Raw genomic sequence first — 17,509 nt, forward strand, 5'->3', positions numbered from 1 at the left:
GCCGTCTCGTGGCTACGCATCGCCGCTCCCGGCGCCGGCCCAGCTGGGGGTGCGGTCCGCGCGCTCCGGTCCTGCCGGCTCCGGCCAGTGGCCAAGGACGTGGGCCTCCGGCGGGGTGGCGAAGGGGCGCGGGCCGTCGTGCGGGGCGGGGTGCGGCCTCTCGCGTACCGGCGCCCGGACGATCAGCTCCAGGTAGATGCCGTGGAAGGCGGCGAGATTCTGTTCGACGGTGAAGAGTTCGAGCGCCCGGGCGCGCGCCGCCGCACCCAGGCGTGCACGGCGCTCGGGGTCGCGCAGGAGCGCGACGCAGGCGTCCGCGAGCGCCCGGGGGTTGCGCGGCGGGACCACGAGCCCCGTACCGCCGATGACCTCGACCACCGCGCCGACGTCCGTGGACACCGTGGCCCGGCCGCAGAACATCGCCTCGACCAGGCTGATCGGGAAGCCCTCGACCACGCTGGAGAGGACCACGACCCCACCCGCCGCGTACGCCTGGGACAGCTCCGGGACCTCGGGTCCGCCGATCTCCTCGAAGCCGACCGCGTCCGCCTCGGGGAAGAGCTGGGCGGCCAGGGCGCGGCAGCGGGCCAGGTAGGCGGCGCCCGCCGGGCCCGGGGCCGGGGCTCCGATGATCCGCAGCCGGGCGTCCGGCTCGGCGAGGCGCACCTCGGCGAAGGCGTGCAGGAGGCCGATCAGGTCCTTGGCGGGCTCGATGCGGCCGACCCAGACGAGCGTGTCGGGCCCGCCGTCGTCCTCGCTCTCGCCGAGCGCGGCGAACCGGGCCGCCTCCATGCCCGGGTACACGGTCCGCAGCTTCGCGGGGTCGGCCCCGCAGCGCTCCTGCCAGCGGCGGGCGTGGGTGTTGCCGGGGGTGATGAGGTCGGCCTGCCGGTACACCTCAGCGGCGAGCCGTCCGTGCAGGTTGGCGAGGAGGGCGCGCACCGGCGCGCTCACCGGCGCACCGCCCGACGCGAGGTAGTGCGCCCGGACCCGGACGGCGTGCTCGGTGACCAGCAGCGGCACCCCGAAGAAGCGTTTGGCCAGCAGGCCCGGCAGGGCGGCGGCACCGCCCGCCGTCGCGTGGCAGAGGTCCACGGCACCGAGGCCGTCCTCCTCGTACCAGTCGAGGGAGAGGGGGCGCAGCACCCGGTCCAGCTCGGCGGTGAAGGCGAGCAGGTCGGTGACGGCGGCGGTCTGCACGGTGCGTCCGGTGCCGGGGGCCCGGCAGGCGGCCTCCAGGATGCGCACGGCCGTCTCGGAGCGCAGGGCGGCGGGCAGTCCGCCGTGTTCCCAGGCGAGTTCGGCCAGGCCGTAGAGCCCGCGGGTGAACCGCTCGTCCGCGAGCCGGGATGCGGCGCCGCCTTCCGTGCGGCCCGCGTCCGTACGGCCTCGCTCCGGGGCCGCGGCGGCGCAGACGGAGGCCACGAGGTCGGCGAAGTGCGCGGCGAAGCGCCGCCGTTCGCGCCGGGCGTACGTCCGCGCGCCCCCGCCGGTCAGCAGCCGGGCGAGCGGTCCCCGGGGGGCGTGCAGGCCGAGGGCGTCCTCGTCGGCGGTCCACAGGGGCGCGGTGCGGACGCCGGCGACCTGGGGAGGGAGCCGGACCCAGCCGGCCGCCTCCTGTTCGGCGGAACGGCTGAGCGCGAAGAGGTCGAACTCGTGCTGTGCGAGCCCGCGTACGAGCCGGTCGCACCAGAGCCTGGACTCACCGGTCGCGTACGGATAACCACCGTCGGTGAGCAGTCCGATCCGCACGAGCGCACCCCCGTTCTCCCTTGTGAGCGGCCGCCGTTCCTTCGGCGACTCGCGGCGGGACGACCGTAAGCGGATACGCCGGTGGCGCGACGGACGGTTGTCCATCGCGCCACCGAAAGGGGTGAACCGGCGTAACTTTCCCGGCGGAATAGCGTTCTGTCGCGCTATAGAAACTGAGGGTTACTCAGAGGTGGGGTGGACCCACGGGTTGGGGCGGCACTTGATGCCGTCGAGGTCCAGCGTCTTGGTCTGCTGCTGCATGACCGGCGCGAGCGCGCCCTCCGTCCGGCAGCTCACATGGTTGTGGCCGAGCCGGTGGCCGACCTCGTGGTTGATGAGCATCTGCCGGTACGCGTACAGCTTGTCCGGTCCGAAGGTGGCCGAACCCTGCGCCCAGCGGTAGGCGTTGATCATCACGCGCTCGGTGGCGGCCGAGTCGCAGGAGACGTTGTCCTCCATGGTGTCCAGGCCGGACTTGGCGCACCACGCGCCGGTGGTGCCGGGGCTGGCCAGCGTGATGACGAAGTCCGGCTTTCCCTCGGAGACCCGTTCGAAGGTCATGGCGCCGTCGTGCGCCCAGCTCCGGTCGTCGTTGAGGGTCTTCTGAACGGCCTGGGCGAACAGCCGGGCGTCGAGACCGAGGCCCTTCTCCACGTCGATCCGGTAGCGGTGGACCGTCCCCTTGCCGGGCGCCTTGGCGGAGCCGGGCACGGTCTCGAACTTCCCCGAGCCCGTCAGCGCCGGCGAGAGCGGATAGGGCTTGGCCATCTTCTGTTCGTACGTCAGGGGCTTGACGGCCGCCGCCTTGGGCGAGGGGGTCGTACGGCTGTCCGAACGGGAGGCGTTGTCCGCGCCGTCCCGGTCCACCCCCGCGGCCTGCGCGGCGCCGTTCCCCGAGGTGCCGTCGTGGGCGACCTGCCCGGCCACCACGACCGCGAGGACGGTGGTCACCGCGGCGGCCGCGATCCCGGTGAACGTACGGCCCTTGCCGCCCTTGGCCTCCCTGGCCGGGGCCGTGCCCTCGTCGCGCGGGGTCTCCGGCTCGCGGGTGTCCCAGTCGGCGACGGAGCGGTACGGGTCCTCGGCCACCGGGCCGCGCCGGCGCGGGGCGGGCGGTGCGGGCGGGCTGTCGAAGGCTTCCACGAACTCGCGCCGCGGACCCGGTATCGGCGGCCGGGTGCCGGCGGCCTGCTGACGGTGCGGGGGGCGCGGAGCGCCGGGGCGCGCGCCGGGTGCGGGCGCCTGGAGGCCGGGGCGGGAAGGGGCGCGCAGGGGGCCCGCGCCCCAGCCGCCGCCCGCTTCACGCTGTTCGGGGTGGCCGCCGCGCACCTCGGGCGCCCCCGCGAAGGGTGCGGGTCCCGCCTGCCGTCTGCGCCGTCCGCTGCCGGCGACGGGCCGGGCGGCCTCGCGCCCCGCTTCGTCCGGCTCCGCCTGCCCGGTTGCCGGCGCGCTGGGCGCAGGGCCCTTCCGGCTGTGTCGTCCCACGCCCTGGATCAGCTCCCGCCGCATTCGTCGAGCAATTCCCGGAACGCCTGGGCGACCGTCTCCGGGTACTCCATCATCGCCACGTGCCCGGCATCGGGCAGTGTCAGCAGGCGCGCGTCGCGGAAGGCCGCGGACGCCCTGCGGGCCATCCGGAACGAGACGAGCTGGTCTCGTCCGCCGTACACCAGCTGGGTCGGCGCGAGCACCCGCTCGGCCTGGCGCCACAGCCCGTGCTGTCCGCCCAGCGTGTACGCGTCGACGATGCCACGGGCGGAACGCGCCATGGCGTCCCAGAAGTACGGCAGTTCCAGCCGGCGCTCCATTTCGGCCACCGCGTCGCGGAAGCCCGCCTCGGAGACCCGTGCCGGATCGCCGTAACAGAGTGCCATGACTCCGCGGGTGCGTTCCTCCGCGGTCCAGTCCCGGGACAGCCGGGCGAACAGGGAGGCGACGCCCGGCAGTGCGAGCAGGGCGGTCGGGGCGGCCGTGCGCTGGACCCGGATCTCGGGCAGCGCGGGTGAGATCAGCGTGAGCGTACGCACCAGGTCGGGGCGGACCGCGGCGACCCGGGTGGCGACCGCGCCGCCCATCGAGTTGCCGAACAGGTGGACGGGGCCGCGCTCCTGGGCATCCAGGAGGCGGATGACCGCGCGGGCGTGTCCGGTGACCGAGTAATTCCCGTCGTCCGGGGGCGGCGAGTCGCCGAAGCCGGGCAGGTCGACCGCCTCGCAGTCGGCCAGGTCCTCCAGGAGCGGCATCAGGGCCGACCAGTTCTGCGAGGAGCCGCCGAGGCCGTGCACGAAGAGGGCGGACGGCAGCCCGGGCCCCCGGGACGGCCGCGAACGGATGGTGAGCGTCAGCCCGGGCAGCTCGACGGAGCGCAGCCGCTCCCCCTCCGCGACCCGGACGGCGCTCACCGTGGGGGACACCGCCGCGGCGGCGGCGCGGACTCCCGGCAGCTCGGTCGAAGACATGCGGCAATGTTACGAGATGATCACACCGGGGTTCATGTGTTCGCCGTCACACGATCGCATAGCGGCTTTACCGGGTACCTCATAGGCTCGAACCGAGGAAGGGAGTCACCATGACGGTCGACCCGAGGGAGCCGGAGACCTTCGAGGACGTCCAGCCGGACGAACCCGACCAGGAGACGCCCGAGGCGGACGCCGCCGAGCAGCACACCGGCCTCCGTCCGGAGAGCGACGAACCGCTCACGGACCTCGACCGCGGCGGCGCCAGCGAGGCGGACGCGGCGGACCAGGCCCGCGTGGTTCCACAGGATGAGGACGATTACCGCTGATACGTCCCGCTCTGCGCACAGGAAGGGGCGATCTGCGGCTACCGCAGTCGTCCGGTCCGTGAAATTCTGCGTCCGCGCCGCGCATACCGGGGTTACCCAAAAGTACGATGTCGGTATGGCGCGGCACGTACGGAACGGCTGTGTCGGACCACGAATTTGGGAGGCGGCGTGACAGCCATCGAGCAGACCGAGGCGGCGCGCCCGCGGGGCACTCGCCTGCCCCGCCGCGCCCGACGCAACCAGCTGCTGGGAGCCGCGCAGGAGGTCTTCGTCGCGCAGGGCTACCACTCCGCGGCGATGGACGACATCGCGGAGCGCGCCGGAGTCAGCAAGCCGGTGCTCTACCAGCACTTCCCGGGCAAGCTGGAGCTCTACCTGGCCCTTCTCGACCAGCACTGCGAGTCGCTGCTCCAGGCGGTGCGTACGGCGCTGGCGTCGACCACGGACAACAAGCTGCGCGTCGCCGCGACGATGGACGCGTACTTCGCGTACGTGGAGGACGAGGGCGGCGCCTTCCGGCTGGTCTTCGAGTCCGACCTGACCAACGAGCCCGCCGTGCGCGAGCGCGTGGACCGGGTCTCGCTCCAGTGCGCCGAGGCGATCTCCGACGTGATCGCGGGTGACACGGGCCTGTCCAAGGACGAGTCCATGCTCCTCGCGGTGGGCCTCGGCGGGGTGTCCCAGGTGGTCGCCCGCTACTGGCTGTCGAGCCGGTCGGCCATTCCGCGCGACACCGCGGTCCAGCTGCTCACCTCGCTGGCCTGGCGCGGCATCGCCGGCTTCCCCCTGCACGGCATCGATCAGCACTGACCGCCCGGCGGCCGCCCGTGTTCGCTGCGGGCGTGGCCGGGGGCGCCCTGACGAGTCCCTTCAGCGGGCTAATGTGTGCTGCGTACGGCGCGGTTCGCCGCGCAGGGACTGACCGTCGGAGGGACATAGCCGTGGAGGTCAAGATCGGGGTGCAGCACTCGCCCCGGGAGATCGTTCTGGAGAGCGGGCTTTCCGCCGAAGAGGTCGAGAGCGCGGTGTCCGAGGCTCTCGCCGGCAAGGCGCAGCTGCTCAGCCTCACGGACGAGAAGGGCCGCAAGGTCCTGGTGCCGGCCGACCGGATCGCCTACGTGGAGATCGGCGAGCCCAGCACCCGACGGGTGGGGTTCGGCGCGCTGTAGAGCGTACGAACGCGAGGAGCGGCCCGGCGGGATTTCCCGCCGGGCCGCTCCTCATTCGGTGCCCGTACCCCGGGGCCGGCTGTGCGGCGGCTGGGCGAAGCCTGTGCGCGGGAGGGTTGTGAGCGGCCGCTCACGGGTAGTACAGCAGGACCGAAGCGCCCGTTCCGTATAGCTGCGAGGTGATCGTCCGTGATCCTGGAAACCGTGAGCGCCGTCGTGCTCGGAGTGGCCCTCTCCTGGGCGGCACTGCGCTCGCTCCCCGGCCGGCTCCCGGCCCGCCGGACCGTGTTCGGCACGGGGGCACTCGGCGGCCTGTTCGGCGCGTCCCTGATGCACTCGGTGCTCGGCCCGGGCCATGCGGCGGCCGTCGTGGTGGGCGCCGTACCGATCGCCGCCGTGACGGTGTCCCTGCTGATCCGGCCCCGCAGCCGCCGGCTGCGCCGGTCGGCCGCCGCCTGACCTCCCGGCCTGTTACGCGGCCAGGCCCAGGGCGGCCATGCGCTTGGTGTGCGCCTCGGTGATCCGGGAGAACATCCGGCCCACCTCCGCCAGGTCGAAGCCGTCGGCGACCCCGCCGACCAGCATGGTCGACAGCGCGTCGCGGTCCGCGACCACGCGCTGCGCCTGCGACAGCGCCTCGCCCATCAGCCGCCGCGCCCACAGCGCCAGCCGGCCGCCGACCCTCGGGTCCGCCTCGATCGCGGCGCGCACCTTCTCGACGGCGAAGTTGCCGTGGCCCGTGTCGTCCAGCACGGCCAGGACGAGCGAGCGGGTGTCGGAGTCCAGGCGGGCCGCGACCTCCCGGTAGAAGTCGCTGGCGATCGAGTCGCCGACGTACGCCTTGACCAGGCCCTCCAGCCAGTCCGACGGGGCGGTCTGGCGGTGGAAGTCGTCCAGCGCCCGGGCGAAGGGCTCCATGGCGGCGGTCGGCTCGACCTCGATGTCGGTCAGCCGGTCGGTCAACTGCTCGAAGTGGTGGAATTCGGCGGACGCCATCTTCGCCAGCTCCGCCTTGTCGGCCAGCGTCGGCGCCAGCTTGGCGTCCTCGGCCAGCCGCTCGAAAGCCGCGAGCTCCCCGTAGGCGAGGGCGCCCAGCAGATCCACGACGGCGGCCCGGTACTGCGGCTGCGCGGACGCGGTGGCCCAGTCCTGGTCGGCGATTCGGGTCGTCGCGGGGGCTTCATTGGCGTTGTCAGGCGTCTCCATGCAGCGCAGAATAGCCGCCCGGGCAGCGGCGGAAGGGCCCGCCCGACGACCGACGTCACACCGTTCCGACGAATTCGCCCCACACAGATGCGCGGATCCGGGGTACAGTGGTATTGCGCTTACTGAGCACTTTGCATCCGCTCGTGGCGCGAAATTGAATGAGGATGCCCGGTCGGTGGCCCGATCGGCTCCGACCCGACAGCCCTCCACGCGGTGTGTGCACACGTACGACCGCAGATGAGGGGCCCCCTCAGCGGCACGAGCGCTCGAGCGACGGCAGTGGTCCCGCGCCACCCGGCACATCAGCCGGATGACCAACCCCGGCACGGTACGACCCCCTTCGTTCGCCTCGGACCGCGTCTCACAGAAGAGGCAGCACCCTGACTACGTTCCGAGACCTCGGGATTCTTTCCGAGACGGCCGAGGCCCTTGAGGCCGTCGGCATCACGTCCCCCTTTCCCATCCAGGAGCTGACGCTCCCGGTCGCCCTCTCCGGCTCCGACGTCATCGGCCAGGCCAAGACCGGCACCGGTAAGACGCTCGGCTTCGGCCTTCCGCTCCTTGAGCGCGTCACCGTCCTCGCCGACGTCGAGGCGGGCCGCGCGAAGCCGGAGGAGCTGACCGACTCCCCGCAGGCACTCATCGTCGTGCCCACCCGCGAGCTGTGCCAGCAGGTCACCAACGACCTGCTCACCGCCGGCAAGGTGCGCAACGTGCGGGTCCTCGCGATCTACGGCGGCCGGGCCTACGAGCCCCAGGTCGAGGCCCTGAAGAAGGGCGTCGACGTGATCGTCGGCACCCCCGGCCGGCTGCTCGACCTGGCGGGCCAGCGCAAGCTGGACCTCTCCCAGGTCCGCGCGCTCGTCCTCGACGAGGCCGACGAGATGCTGGACCTGGGCTTCCTGCCCGACGTCGAGCGCATCATCACGATGCTGCCGGCGAAGCGCCAGACGATGCTGTTCTCGGCGACCATGCCGGGCGCGGTCATCAGCCTCGCGCGCCGCTACATGTCGCAGCCCACCCACATCAACGCCACGTCGCCCGACGACGAGGGCACGACCGTCAAGAACACGGTGCAGCACGTCTACCGTGCCCACTCGATGGACAAGCCCGAGATGGTCTCGCGCATCCTTCAGGCCAACGGCCGCGGACTCGCGATGATCTTCTGCCGCACCAAGCGCACCGCGGCCGACATCGCCGAGCAGCTGGAGAAGCGCGGTTTCGCCTCCGGCGCGGTCCACGGCGACCTCGGCCAGGGCGCCCGTGAGCAGGCCCTGCGCGCCTTCCGCAACGGCAAGGTCGACGTACTGGTCTGCACCGATGTCGCCGCCCGCGGTATCGACGTCGAGGGCGTGACGCACGTCATCAACTACCAGTCCCCCGAGGACGAGAAGACCTATCTGCACCGCATCGGCCGCACCGGCCGCGCGGGCGCCAAGGGCATCGCGATCACGCTGGTCGACTGGGACGACATCCCGCGCTGGCAGCTGATCAACAAGGCCCTGGACCTGAAGTTCCCGGACCCGCCGGAGACGTACTCCACCTCCCCTCACCTGTACGAGGAGCTGGACATCCCGGCCGGCACCAAGGGTGTCCTGCCGCGTACCGAGCGCACCCGCGCCGGTCTGCGGGCCGAGGAGATCGAGGACCTGGGCGAGACGGGCGGCCGCGGCCGCAAGTCCGCCGCGGCCGCGGCGCCGGCCCCCCGCGAGGAGCGGGCCCCGCGCACCCCGCGTCAGCGCCGCCGCACCCGCGGTGGCACGTCGCTCGACGAGGGCGCCGCGACCGTGCCCGCGCCGGCCGCCGAGGCCGATGCGGAAGCGGCGGCCGACGCCCCGCGCACCCCGCGCCGCCGCCGGCGCACCCGTGCCATCGCGGCGGAGGCCGTCGCGGCGGAGGCCGTCGCCGCCCAGGCCGCGGTCGCCGTGGCCGAGGCCCCTGTGACCGAGGCCCCCGCAGCCGTGGTGGCCGAGCCGGAGGCCGAGGCCGCGCCGAAGAAGCGCGCCCGGACCCGGAGCGCCAAGCCGAAGACGGAGGCCGTGGCCGCCGAGGTCGTCGCGGAGACCGCGCCCGCCGAGGACGAGGCCAAGCCGCGTCGTCGCCGGGCCCGCGCGGCCAAGCCGGTGACCGAGGAGGCCGTGGTCCAGGCCGCGCCGGTGGCCGAGCCGGAGGCGCCCGCCGTCACCCGGCCGCGCCGTCGCCGGGTGATCAAGCCCGTCGAGGACGAGGTCGACTTCCAGATCGCGCCGATCTCGGAGCCCGAGCCGGTCCGTCGTCGTACGCGTACGGCGTCCAAGCCGAAGACGGAGGCCGTGGCGGACACCGCGACCGCCGAGGCCAAGCCGCGCCGGCGCCGGGCACCGCGCGCCGCCGCGAAGGCCGAGGGCTGAGCGGACCGCGCAGCACCTGACGGGCGGCCCCGGGGATCCTTCCCCGGGGCCGCCCGTCGTTCGCGGTCGCGCGGAACGAATTAACCTCGTTCCATGAGCAGGCCACCCACCTTCATCCCACCCTCCTGCGCCCGCGCCCGTGCGCTGCCCACCGCGCGCGGGGACTTCGCCGTGCTGGACGCGGCCCCCGCCGGGATCCCGCGCGGCACCGCCCTGCTGGTGCCCGGGTACACCGGCAGCAAGGAGGACTTCATCGCGCTGCTCGAACCGCTCGCCGAGGCGGGCTACCGGGCCGTCGCCGTCGACGGGCGCGGGCAGTTCGAGAGCCCGGGGACGGACGACCCCCAGGAGTACGCGCAGGAGGAGCTGGCCCGTGACGTGCTCGCGCAGACGGCCGCGCTCGGCGCCGGCGAGGGCGGGGTGCACCTGCTGGGGCACTCGCTCGGCGGACAGCTCTGCCGGGCCGCGGTCCTGCGGGACGCGGCGCCTTTCCGCTCGCTGACCCTGATGTCCTCGGGGCCCGCCGAGGTGGTCGAGGCGCAGCAGGTCAAGCTGAAGATCCTCGGTGACGCGCTGGCCACCATGACCATGGACGACGTCTGGGCCGCGATGCGCGCCTTCGACCCGCCGGCCGAGGCGGAGACCGGTGGCGAGGACCTGCGGCGGCGCTGGCTGCTCCACCGTCCGGCCCAGTTGATCGCGACGGGCCGTCAGCTGGCCACCGAGCCGGACCGGGTGGCCGAGCTCGACGCGACCGGACTGCCGGTCCATGTCATCTCCGGCGAGGTGGACGACGTCTGGCCGGTGCCGGTGCTGGACGGGATGGCGGTACGCCTCGGGGCGCGCCGGACCCGGATCGAGGGCGCCGAGCACTCCCCCAACACGGGCCGGCCGGAGGCGACCGCCGCCGCGCTCGCCTCCTTCTGGGGCAGCCTGTAGCCCGTCCCCGTACCGGCCGGTCTCAGTACTGCGACTGGAGGTGCTGCCAGAAGCCGTCACGCAGCGCCCGGCGCAGCGGGGGGTGGCCGCGCAGGGAGCGCTGGAGGAGGCGTTCTGCCTCGTGCAGCAGGTCCTGGTCGACCGAACCCGGCAGGAAGGGGTGGCCGGGCAGCAGGTCGACCAGGGATTCCCGGCCGCGCGCGGCGAGCCAGGCCGCCGCGATCTGGGCGCCGACGAAGTGGACGTCGTCGCGGGAGGGCACGGGGGCGTCCTCCTCGTAGGTGGTGACGGGGCGTCTGGTCACGTAGGGGCGGCAGAAGTCCAGGTCGAAGGTGCGCTGACTGTCCACCTCCCAGAGCAGCGGCTCCGCCTGGTTGCGTCCCTCGCCCGCCTCGATGCCCCAGAGGTGGACGCGGGCGCCGTAGCCCTGCGCGGCCTCGACGGCCGAGACGAGGTCCTCGTCGCCGCCGACGAGCGCGGCGTCGCTGATGGCCCGGTGGCGGGCGAGCGATTCCAGGTCGGTGCGGATGAGGGAGTCGACGCCCTTCTGCTGGTTGTTGGCGTTGAGGTTGCCGAGCCTGACCTTGACGTCGGGGAGTTCGGCGATGGTCTGCTGCTCGGTGGTGTGGATGCGGCGCCGGGCCCCGTCGTACCAGTACACGCGCAGCAGCCTGCTGTCCGCGAAGATGGTGCGGGCCTTGTCGATGAACGCCTCGATCAGCCCCTCGGCGTCGAGGTCGAAGGAGCGCCGGTCCTCGGTGCCGGTGACGAGCAGCCCGGCGGCGGCGTACACATAGCCCGCGTCCACGAAGATCGCGTGGGTCGAGGGGGTCTTCGAGACCTCGGCGAGCACGCGTTCGAGCAGGGCGTTGGTGCGGTCCAGCCGCTCGCCGATCTCCACGTTGTTCATGCGCGTCCCGTCGCGCCCGCACACGTGATTACCAGCCGGTACTTAGACATCCGAAAAATTTCCTTAGCGTAGGGAATGATTGCAGGAGGCAAGCCGTTGTACCCACCGTGGGGCGCACGACAGGCATGCCTGGCGCTCCTCATCCTTGCGGACGGGACACCGTCCTCCCAGTAGTTCTCCAGCAGGAGGATCAGACGAAGGGAAGCCCTATGCGCTTCGAGATCACGCGACTCGACGATGTCGACGGTACCGCCGTGGACAGCACCGTCGTGGACGCCGCCTCCGTCAAGCGGATCGTGCAGCAGGCCGCGGCTACGGGCCAGCGCATCTATATCCGCCCGGCCGAAAGTCCGGCTTCGTAACACCTTGCCGATGTGAGTTGCCGTCGTAACGAAGACGAAGCGCCCCCGCACGGAACGATCGTGCGGGGGCGCTGTTGCGTCCGGATCCGGGTCAACTGCCCTGGATGACCTGGGTGACGCCGTTGATGATCTGCTGCACGGCGATGGCGGACAGCATCATGCCGGCCAGCCTGGTGACGAGCACGACGCCGCCGTCCTTGATGACGCGGATGATCAGCAGCGAGTAGCGCATGGTCAGCCAGAGCACGACGTGCATGGCGAGGATCGCCGTCCAGACGGAGACCTGGCTCGCCACGCTGTCGGCGTGCTGCACGGCGAGGATCACCGAGACGATCGCGCCGGGCCCTGCGAGCAGCGGCATGCCGAGCGGTACGAGGGCGACGTTGACGTCCTTGGTCTGCGTCGGCTCGTCGGTCTTGCCGGTCAGCAGGTCGAGCGCGATGAGCAGCAGGAGCAGCCCGCCGGCGATCATCAGCGCCGGTACGGAGACGTGCAGGTAGTCCAGGATCTGCTGGCCGAGCACGCCGAAGACGGCGATGACGCCGAAGGCGACGGCGACGGCCTGGAGGGCCATCCGGCGCTGCACCTTGGCGGGGCGGCCGGCGGTGAGGGCGAGGAAGATCGGGGTGATTCCGGGCGGATCCATAATCACAAAAAGGGTGAGAAAAAGGGATCCGAAGACAGCGACGTCGAACACGGGTGAGCCTTGTGGGGAGTGAGCGGGTGTGCGGCGGGTGACCGCGGGGAAGAAAGGCGCACCGCACCGCCGCCCGGACATGCCGGACGGCGGCGGGGTGCAAGGAGGAACGAGCGGGCGGGGCCCTGGTGCCGTTACGCGGGGACGGGTCCGCCGGCGCCCGGCACCGGGAAGGCCCCCGTGGCGCGCCGGGTGATCTCGCCGTAGATCTCGGGGTCGGTGGTGTACGTGCCGAGCTCCACGGTCTTGCGGCTGCCGTGGTAGTCGCTGGAGCCGGTCGTCAGCAGCCCGGACTCGCGGGCGAGTGCGCGCAGCCGGGTCCTGGTGGGCTCGTCGTGGTCCATGTGGTCGACCTCGATGCCGTCGAGCCCCGCGGCGGCCAGCTCGGCGATCCGCGCCTCGGGCACCGTACGCCCCCGCTTGACGGCGGCCGGGTGGGCGAAGACGGTGACGCCGCCCGCGGCCTTGACCAGCCGGATCGCGTCGAAGGGGTCCAGCTCGTGCTTCCCCGCGTACGCGCGCCCGCCGTCGCCGAGCCAGGCGGGTGCGAAGGCGTCGGACACCGTCGGGACGACGCCCAGCTCCACGAGGGCGGTGGCGACGTGCGGCCGGCCGACCGAGCCGTCTCCGGCGATCCGGGCGACCTGCTCCCAGGTGACGGGGACGCCCAGCCCCTGGAGCTTGCGGACCATGGCCTGGGCGCGCGGCACCCGGTCGTCGCGGACCAGCTCGCGCTCGCGGGCGAACGCGGGCTCGTCCGGGTCGAAGAGGTACGCCAGCATGTGCAGGCCCACGCCGTCGAGGCGGCAGGACAGCTCGGCGCCCGTGACGAGGGCGAGCCCTTCGGGGAGCGCGGCGACGGCCTCGGCGTGGCCGCGCACGGTGTCGTGGTCGGTGAGGGCGATGACGTCGAGGCCCGCGGCGGCGGCGTTGCGCACCAGCTCGGCGGGGGTGTCCGTGCCGTCCGAAGCGGTGGAGTGGGTGTGCAGATCGATGCGCACGACGCGTACTCCAGTGCTCGCGGCCGGACGGGGGACACCCCAGGATAACCGGCGCGCGCGCTTGGTCCGGCCGTCGTCAGCGGCCCGTCAGCAGGCGGGGGGTGAGGGCGCCGCAGGGCACCAGGTCCACCTCTCCCCCGGCGTCGCGCAGATCGGTGAGCACCAGCTCGTCGTACATGAGCAGCCCGGACTGCTCGGGCCACACGATGGCCCACAGCCACAGTCCGCGCGCCTCGCCCGCGAAGACGGCGCGGTCGGCGGGGGCGTGCCTGACGTGCCAGAGGGGGGTGGGGCGTCCGGCGGCGAGCACCTTGGAGTCCGGGGGGCCGTCCACGCGCAGCAAGGGCCCGGGGTCCGGGCCGTCGATGCCCGCGTACCGCGCGCCGAGCCCGACGCCCAGCTCCTCGGCGACGAGCAGCAGCTCACCCATGCCGCCGAGCGGTCCGGGTCCTGAGCAGGCGACGGCGGTGGCGCGTCCGCCGGTGCGGTCGTCCCCGGCGCAGGCGACGCCGGTGAACAGCCAGCCGACGGGGAGCGGCCAGGGCATCCACACGGGGACCTGAGCGCGGTGCACCACGACGCCGAGCGCCTCGACACTCGGCGGGACGACCGGCTGGAGCGGGTGCACGCCGCCGTGGTCGTCGCACTGCCAGGTGTCGGCGAAGAGCCCGGGCGCCCTGACCCGGCCTCCGCACTTCGGGCAACTTGGTTCGCCCCTCATACCGTCCCACGGTCCTCTCCGGCCCTCGCCGCGTCAAGGACGATCACCCTCGCGCGCCGCGCACCCAGACCCCTCTACCCCGCGCGCCGTCCGGCCACCGGGCGGCCATCGGAGAATTTAGATGTAACTTGCATTCATTAGCTTCTCTAACTTATTCTGTGCATAACGCATCGATCCAGTGGAGCCAGTGGAGAGGAAGAGGCCCATGCCGTCAGAGGCAGTACCGGGAGAGGATCCGTTCAACCAGGAGCCGGTCAGCATCCTGCGCCAGCCGAAGGCCGTCTGGGCCACGGCGGGCGCATCCGTCGTCGCGTTCATGGGCATCGGCCTGGTGGACCCGATCCTGCCGTCCATCGCCAAGGGCCTGGAGGCGACGCCGAGCCAGGTGTCGCTGCTCTTCACCTCGTACTTCCTGATCACCGCCGTCGCGATGCTCGTGACCGGCTTCGTCTCCAGCCGCATCGGCGGCCGCAAGACGCTGCTGGCGGGGCTGGCACTCGTGGTGGTCTTCGCGGCGCTCTCCGGCACCTCGTCGTCCGTCGGCGAGCTGGTCGGCTTCCGGGCCGGCTGGGGCCTGGGCAACGCGCTGTTCGTCTCGACCGCGCTCGCGGTGATCGTCGGCGCGGCGGCCGGTGGCAGCTCGGCGGCGATCCTGCTGTACGAGTCGGCGCTCGGCCTCGGCATGGCGTGCGGGCCGCTGCTCGGCGCCCTGCTCGGGGACGCCAGCTGGCGCTACCCGTTCTTCGGGACGGCCGCGCTGATGGCGATCGGCTTCGTCTGCATCACGGCGTTCCTGAAGGAGCAGCCGAGGCCCGCCCGCAAGACCTCGCTGCTCGACCCGGTCAAGGCGCTCGGCCACGGCGGGCTCGCCTCCGTCGCGGCGTCCGCGTTCTTCTACAACTACGCGTTCTTCACGATCCTGGCGTTCACCCCGTTCGTGCTGAACATGTCGCCGTACAAGTCCGGTGCCGTCTTCTTCGCCTGGGGCCTGCTGCTCGCGGTCTTCTCGGTGCTCGTCGCGCCCCGGCTCCAGCAGCGGTTCGGCTCGCTCAAGGTGCTCGGCGCCTCACTGGTGCTGCTCGCCGCCGACCTGGTGGTCCTCGGTTACGGAAGCCATACCACGGCCGTCGTCTGCACCATCGTGTCCGGCGCCATGATCGGCATGAACAACACCGTGTACACGGAGCTGGCGCTGGGGGTCTCGGACGCGCCGCGCCCGGTGGCCAGCGCGGGCTACAACTTCGTCCGCTGGTTCGCCGCCGCCGCGGCGCCCTACCTGGCCCCGAAGATCGAGGAGTGGAGCAACATCCACATCCCGTTCGTGGTCGCCGCCGTCGCCTCGGTGCTCGGTGCGATCGTGGTCTGGGTACGGCGCTCCGCGCTGACCCACGAGGCGGAGGAGCTGGAGCCGAAGCACGCCACGGAGGACGGGGTCACAGCCTTCGCCAACTGACGCCGTCAGTCCAGGGTGACGGAACGCCGCAGGGGATCGCGCAGGTCGGTCCCCTGCGACAGCCATTTCTCCTGGAGCTCCTGCGCACCCCGGACCCGTTTCCAGGCGGCCTCGTTCTGCGTCATCGGCAGCAACGGCAGAAAGCGCACCGGCTCAAGCGGCCCGCCCAGCTCCAGATCCTCGACCAGCCCCCCGCTCTCCGCGACGAGCACCGAGGTGAACGGCGCGCCCGGCCACAGCGGTTCGCCGACGTCCAGCGAGGCGCCGGGCGCCACGACCAGGCCCTCCACCTGGGGCGCGGCGGCGAGCACCGCGAGCTTGCGCAGCACCTGGTCGGTGTCGGCCAGGCCGCCCCGTACCGACAGGACCAGTTCGGCGCGCGGGCCCTTCAGCGGGTCGGCCACGACCGCCGTCGGGTCGGACATCGGCTGGCCGGACATGCCGAGCGTGGCGTACCGCACGATGTCGCCGTCGATGAACCGGAGCACCTCGATCCGGTCCGTCCCGAGAAACGTCACTGCCGCACGTGCGTCCGGTTCACCCAGGGCCGTCCGCAGACGCGCCTCGACCAGAGCAAGAATTTCTGCCATGCCGCGAGCATAGGTCGCGTATGGAACGGGCAAAGTAAGGGATTGGCCCTCTACCGGCTGCTAGCCTGGGGTGTCGGCCCGGGACAGCACGCTGAAGCGTCGCTCTCAAGTCCCGGCGCTACGTCATCCCCCACGGGGGACCGGCAGGAGGAGGTGGGGTTGCGGTGGATCCGAGTCGATCGTGCAGTACCAACCGCTCTTCCACCGGACGCCCCTCCGTGTGATCTGACACCCGGTCGGGCCCTGGCATGTCGCATGACGGAAGAACACATCTTTTTGCCTGTCTGTAGCGAACGCCGTCATCGTGCCGCCGCGGTGCCGCCCGCTTTGCGGATGTGAGTCCACGTCCCCATTCCGGGCTGTTCCACGCCCCCCGACGACGGCCCTCCGTGAAGGAGCCAGCCATGTCGATGATCCGTGACCTGCGCGCCGTCGTGCGCCCCTCCCTGCGCAAGAGCGCACCCCTGCACAACAGCTACGACGCCACCCGCGACCCCTCCGCGTCCAGCGCGGTGGTCGACTGCGCGGTCTACCGGGACGGCCGCCGGCTCGCCGAGACGGACGGCACCTGCCGCACCGCCCGCGAGGCGATGCTCCGGGTCCGGGAGAAGGGCGGCTTCGCCTGGATCGGGCTGCACGAGCCGACCGAGGCGGAATTCGCGGGCATCGCCCGGGAGTTCGGGCTGCACCCGCTGGCCGTGGAGGACGCGGTCCACGCCCACCAGCGCCCGAAGCTGGAGCGCTACGACGACACGCTGTTCACCGTCTTCAAGACCATCCACTACGTCGAGCACGCCGAACTGACCGCGACCAGCGAGGTCGTGGAGACCGGCGAGGTGATGTGCTTCACCGGCCGGGACTTCGTCATCACCGTCCGGCACGGCGGCCACGGCTCGCTGCGCGCGCTGCGCCACCGCCTGGAGGACGACCCCGAGCTGCTCGCCAAGGGCCCCTCCGCCGTGCTGCACTCCATCGCCGACCATGTGGTCGACGGCTACATCGCGGTGGCGGGCGCCGTGCAGGACGACATCGACGAGGTGGAGATCGAGGTTTTCTCCACCCCGGACAAGGGAAGCGCACGCGGCTCGGACGCCGGACGGATCTACCAGCTCAAGCGCGAGGTACTGGAGTTCAAGCGGGCCGTCTCCCCGCTGCTGCGCCCGATGCAGCTGCTGAGCGAACGGCCCATGCGGCTGATCGACCCCGACATCCAGAAGTACTTCCGGGACGTCGCCGACCACCTGGTGCGGGTCCAGGAAGAGGTCATCGGCTTCGACGAGCTGCTGAACTCCATCCTCCAGGCCAACCTGGCGCAGGCGACCGTCGCGCAGAACGAGGACATGCGCAAGATCACGTCCTGGGCGGCCATCATCGCCGTGCCGACGATGATCTGCGGGGTCTACGGCATGAACTTCGACCACATGCCGGAGCTGCGCTGGACGTACGGCTATCCGATGGTGCTGGGCTTCATCGGCGTGGTCTGCTTCTCCATCCACCGCATGCTCAAGCGCAACGGATGGCTCTGAGCCCTTCC

18 protein-coding genes are annotated in these 17,509 nt (G+C 72.3%); 9 read left to right on the plus strand and 9 right to left on the minus strand.

The window, feature by feature from the left end:
* Positions 1–12: 12 nt before the first annotated feature.
* From OG867_RS09410 to OG867_RS09420, 3 genes are all read right to left on the minus strand, one after another.
* Complete coding sequence (locus OG867_RS09410) at positions 13–1,752, minus strand: glycosyltransferase (RefSeq protein WP_406284242.1); 1,740 nt, start codon at positions 1,750–1,752, stop codon at positions 13–15.
* 180 nt (positions 1,753–1,932) lie between these two features.
* Positions 1,933–3,261, minus strand: coding sequence for a DUF3152 domain-containing protein (locus OG867_RS09415; RefSeq protein WP_406284244.1), 1,329 nt, complete (start codon positions 3,259–3,261; stop codon positions 1,933–1,935).
* Positions 3,246–4,211, minus strand: a complete 966-nt coding sequence (locus OG867_RS09420; RefSeq protein WP_406284246.1) for an alpha/beta fold hydrolase — start codon at positions 4,209–4,211, stop codon at positions 3,246–3,248. The genes OG867_RS09415 and OG867_RS09420 overlap by 16 nt, the downstream gene beginning before the upstream one ends.
* Before the next feature lie 110 nt (positions 4,212–4,321).
* On the opposite strand from OG867_RS09420, the gene OG867_RS09425 reads away from it, so the two are divergent.
* The 4 genes from OG867_RS09425 (at position 4,322) to OG867_RS09440 (ending at position 6,165) form a co-directional block, all read left to right on the plus strand.
* Positions 4,322–4,537 carry a hypothetical protein gene (locus OG867_RS09425; RefSeq protein WP_328902194.1) on the plus strand — a complete coding sequence of 72 codons (216 nt, stop codon included), beginning with the start codon at positions 4,322–4,324 and terminating at the stop codon, positions 4,535–4,537.
* Between the two features lie 168 nt (positions 4,538–4,705).
* Positions 4,706–5,347, plus strand: a complete 642-nt coding sequence (locus OG867_RS09430) for a TetR/AcrR family transcriptional regulator (protein WP_018105511.1) — start codon at positions 4,706–4,708, stop codon at positions 5,345–5,347.
* A gap of 131 nt (positions 5,348–5,478) precedes the next feature.
* Positions 5,479–5,706, plus strand: a complete 228-nt coding sequence (locus tag OG867_RS09435) for a DUF3107 domain-containing protein (RefSeq protein ID WP_328902193.1) — start codon at positions 5,479–5,481, stop codon at positions 5,704–5,706.
* 189 nt (positions 5,707–5,895) lie between these two features.
* Positions 5,896–6,165, plus strand: coding sequence for a hypothetical protein (locus OG867_RS09440; protein WP_406284249.1), 270 nt, complete (start codon positions 5,896–5,898; stop codon positions 6,163–6,165).
* A gap of 12 nt (positions 6,166–6,177) precedes the next feature.
* Here the strand turns inward: OG867_RS09440 and OG867_RS09445 are convergent, their stop codons facing one another.
* Positions 6,178–6,912 (minus strand): ferritin-like fold-containing protein, encoded by a 735-nt coding sequence (locus tag OG867_RS09445; protein WP_406284251.1) that lies wholly within the window; start codon positions 6,910–6,912, stop codon positions 6,178–6,180.
* Positions 6,913–7,382: 470 nt separating this feature from the next.
* Between OG867_RS09445 and OG867_RS09450 the strand changes: the two genes are divergently transcribed.
* Together OG867_RS09450 and OG867_RS09455 are read left to right on the plus strand one after the other, a co-directional pair.
* On the plus strand, positions 7,383–9,302 hold the full coding sequence (locus OG867_RS09450; protein WP_406290858.1) for a DEAD/DEAH box helicase: 1,920 nt from the start codon (positions 7,383–7,385) through the stop codon (positions 9,300–9,302).
* Positions 9,303–9,395: 93 nt separating this feature from the next.
* On the plus strand, positions 9,396–10,241 hold the full coding sequence (locus tag OG867_RS09455; protein ID WP_406284253.1) for an alpha/beta fold hydrolase: 846 nt from the start codon (positions 9,396–9,398) through the stop codon (positions 10,239–10,241).
* A gap of 22 nt (positions 10,242–10,263) precedes the next feature.
* Here the strand turns inward: OG867_RS09455 and OG867_RS09460 are convergent, their stop codons facing one another.
* The gene (locus tag OG867_RS09460) at positions 10,264–11,151 is read right to left on the minus strand and encodes an NYN domain-containing protein (protein WP_328902189.1); all 888 of its coding nucleotides are present in this window, start codon (positions 11,149–11,151) and stop codon (positions 10,264–10,266) included.
* Between the two features lie 209 nt (positions 11,152–11,360).
* Here OG867_RS09460 and OG867_RS09465 point away from each other — a divergent pair, with 209 nt between their 5' ends.
* Positions 11,361–11,513 (plus strand): hypothetical protein, encoded by a 153-nt coding sequence (locus OG867_RS09465; RefSeq protein ID WP_405938703.1) that lies wholly within the window; start codon positions 11,361–11,363, stop codon positions 11,511–11,513.
* Between the two features lie 91 nt (positions 11,514–11,604).
* Here OG867_RS09465 and OG867_RS09470 read toward each other — a convergent pair whose 3' ends face one another.
* The 3 genes from OG867_RS09470 to OG867_RS09480 all read right to left on the minus strand — a co-directional run bounded on the left by OG867_RS09470 (position 11,605) and on the right by OG867_RS09480 (position 13,932).
* Positions 11,605–12,210: a MarC family protein gene (locus OG867_RS09470; protein ID WP_328902187.1), complete on the minus strand. Its 606-nt coding sequence runs from the start codon at positions 12,208–12,210 to the stop codon at positions 11,605–11,607.
* Positions 12,211–12,344: 134 nt separating this feature from the next.
* Positions 12,345–13,211: a PHP domain-containing protein gene (locus tag OG867_RS09475; RefSeq protein WP_328902186.1), complete on the minus strand. Its 867-nt coding sequence runs from the start codon at positions 13,209–13,211 to the stop codon at positions 12,345–12,347.
* 76 nt (positions 13,212–13,287) lie between these two features.
* Positions 13,288–13,932 (minus strand): DUF6758 family protein, encoded by a 645-nt coding sequence (locus OG867_RS09480; protein ID WP_328902185.1) that lies wholly within the window; start codon positions 13,930–13,932, stop codon positions 13,288–13,290.
* A gap of 205 nt (positions 13,933–14,137) precedes the next feature.
* Here OG867_RS09480 and OG867_RS09485 point away from each other — a divergent pair, with 205 nt between their 5' ends.
* Positions 14,138–15,385: an MFS transporter gene (locus OG867_RS09485; protein ID WP_406284256.1), complete on the plus strand. Its 1,248-nt coding sequence runs from the start codon at positions 14,138–14,140 to the stop codon at positions 15,383–15,385.
* 5 nt (positions 15,386–15,390) lie between these two features.
* On the opposite strand, the gene OG867_RS09490 is transcribed toward OG867_RS09485, so the two are convergent.
* Positions 15,391–15,975 (minus strand): suppressor of fused domain protein, encoded by a 585-nt coding sequence (locus tag OG867_RS09490; RefSeq protein ID WP_406284258.1) that lies wholly within the window; start codon positions 15,973–15,975, stop codon positions 15,391–15,393.
* Between the two features lie 404 nt (positions 15,976–16,379).
* On the opposite strand from OG867_RS09490, the gene OG867_RS09495 reads away from it, so the two are divergent.
* On the plus strand, positions 16,380–17,501 hold the full coding sequence (locus OG867_RS09495; protein ID WP_328902182.1) for a magnesium and cobalt transport protein CorA: 1,122 nt from the start codon (positions 16,380–16,382) through the stop codon (positions 17,499–17,501).
* Positions 17,502–17,509 lie beyond the last annotated feature (8 nt).

It is taken from the genome of Streptomyces sp. NBC_00209, assembly GCF_045206345.1.
Taxonomy (GTDB): Bacteria; Actinomycetota; Actinomycetes; order Streptomycetales; family Streptomycetaceae; genus Streptomyces.